Below are 2,139 nucleotides of genomic sequence, written 5' to 3'. Positions count from 1 at the left end.
ACGAGCGGGAGGTCGACGGTGTGCCGGTCCGCTCGGTGGCGTACCGGCCGGTGGAGTTGTGGTGGGTGACAAACCGGCTTCTACCGCCACGATCCCGGCACCACAAGTCCATGATCGACGCAAGGGGGCGGGACCGGGCGGACTCGTTCTGGCCAAGCCTCCGGTGCGCAAGCTCGCCAAGGACCTCGGGGTCGACCTGAGCACGCTGACCGGGTCGGGGCCGCTGGGCTCGATCACCCGCGAGGACGTGCAGCAGGCGGCGAGTGGCTCGGTGGCCGAGCCGATCGCGGTCCCGTCGGTGGCGACGAGCGCCGCGAGCTTCGGCGCGGATCGTGAGCAGCGCATCCCGGTCAAGGGGGTCCGCAAGCTCACCGCCGAGAACATGTCCCGCTCGGCGTTCACCGCCCCGCACGTGACGGAGTTCCTGACCGTCGACGTGACCCGGGCGATGAAGGCACTGGACCGGCTGCGCGGCCGGCTTGAGTGGCGCGACGTCCGGGTCTCGCCCCTGCTGCTGGTGGCGAAGGCCGTGCTCCTGGCGGTCAAGCGTCACCCGATGGTCAACTCGACCTGGGCGGGCGACGAGATCGTGGTCAAGGAGTACGTCAACCTCGGCATCGCGGCGGCCACCGAGCGTGGCCTGATCGTGCCGAACGTCAAGGACGCCGGTCGGCTCTCGCTCCGGGAGCTGGCGGACGCGTTGACCGACCTGGTGCAGACGGCGAAGTCCGGCCGCACGTCACCGGCGGACATGTCCGGCGGGACCCTGACCATCACCAACGTCGGCGTGTTCGGGGTGGACACCGGCACGCCGATCCTTCCGCCGGGCGAGTCGGCGATCCTGGCCTTCGGCGCCGTTCGGGAGATGCCCTGGGTGCACAAGGGCAAGGTCAAGGCGCGCCAGGTCACCACGCTGGGGTTGAGCTTCGATCACCGGATCATCGACGGTGAGCTGGGTTCGAAGTTCCTGCGCGACATCGGTGACTTCCTCGCCGATCCCGAGGCGGCGCTGCTCGCCTGGACCTGACCGTCCGGATCACCAGCCACGGCCGGTGTGCCACGGGTTAACACCCGGCACACCGGCCGTGTCCGTTGGGCGAAGGAAACGTTGGCCAGAGTGCCTGTTGACCTTTGATTGTTAGGCAGGTGTCCCAGCTCACCTAATAATCGATGGAAGTTGGCGGGGTTCTGCTGTTGAATAGAGGCATCAGGGGCTGACAACCGAATAGCCAGGGGGACACACCAATGAGCATGATCGAGCGAATCCGCAACCACCGCGACGCGACCCGCCGCGCCCGTGCCATCGAGCACGCGCTGCGCTCCGCGAACTCGCCGGCAGTTCGCGAGGAACTCCTCGTCATCGCCCAGCGTCACATGAGCTGACGCTCCACGACATTCCGCACCTCCTCCAGATCGATGGCCCACCCGGCCCACCGGGTGGGCATCGGCGTTTCGCCACCACGTGGCACCGGGATTCCGCCCCGCCGCAGCGCCCGGTACGGTGGGCTTCGGTCGCCGCCCGCCGACCCGGCACCGGCCGAGCCGATAGAAGCTGCTCGACACCGCTCGACGACACGGAGTGACGGGCGATGCTCCTTGGACACTCCGTGCGGCCACCCGATACGGTGCGGGGAGCCGGCACGCCGGTGACGCCGGCAGCCATGCCGAGGAGACCGATCGGCACCGGCGGCCGACATGTGATGGAGGAGGCGCACCCATGACGTCCGAGGGCCCGCACCGTCCCGGCCAGGAGCCGGACGAGGTGTCACCGGGCGCCGGCGGACCGGCGCCGTACGGCGACCGCCCGGCGCAGCCGGACAACGGCTACAACGCCGCCGGCCCCGACCTGGGCTGGGCGCCACCGCCACCGCCACCGGCGCAGCCGAACCAGGCCACACCGGCCTGGGCCACCCAACCCGAGCAGCAGCCGAACCCCGCCTGGGGTGCCGTGGCGTCGGTTCGTGCACGTCACCGAGGTGACCGCCGTGCACGGTGCGACGCAGCCGGCCGAGGAGCCGGAGACACCGCTGATGATGCCCAGCGCACCGGGAGCGGGGTTGGGCGCAGCTGCACCAGCTCAGCCAGCAGCCGTCCGCCGCGGGAGATCCACTGCTGGTCGCCGCGCGCGCGTCGGCGGTC

The 2,139-nt window shown here is 70.5% G+C and carries 2 protein-coding genes and 1 pseudogene; all 3 read left to right on the top strand.

What is annotated here, in order from left to right; genetic code table 11:
* A partial coding sequence (locus JNW91_RS31125) for a dihydrolipoamide acetyltransferase family protein (RefSeq protein ID WP_238426029.1) occupies window positions 1-1,027 on the top strand: 1,027 nt, incomplete at its 5' end.
* A gap of 224 nt (window positions 1,028-1,251) precedes the next feature.
* Window positions 1,252-1,383 (top strand): hypothetical protein, encoded by a 132-nt coding sequence (locus tag JNW91_RS33295; protein ID WP_255545349.1) that lies wholly within the window; start codon window positions 1,252-1,254, stop codon window positions 1,381-1,383.
* A gap of 334 nt (window positions 1,384-1,717) precedes the next feature.
* Window positions 1,718-2,139 (top strand): annotated as a pseudogene (locus JNW91_RS32915) (LppU/SCO3897 family protein); the annotation flags it as partial.

It is taken from the genome of Micromonospora parastrephiae, assembly GCF_016802865.1.
GTDB lineage: Bacteria > Actinomycetota > Actinomycetes > Mycobacteriales > Micromonosporaceae > Micromonospora > Micromonospora parastrephiae.
This window is presented reverse-complemented; position numbering and strand designations above follow the sequence as displayed.

What these genes read in the sequence shown, in the direction of transcription:
- JNW91_RS33295 (WP_255545349.1), top strand. Translation starts at nt 1,252, where the DNA reads ATGATCGAGCGAATCCGCAACCACCGCGACGCGACCCGCCGCGCCCGT.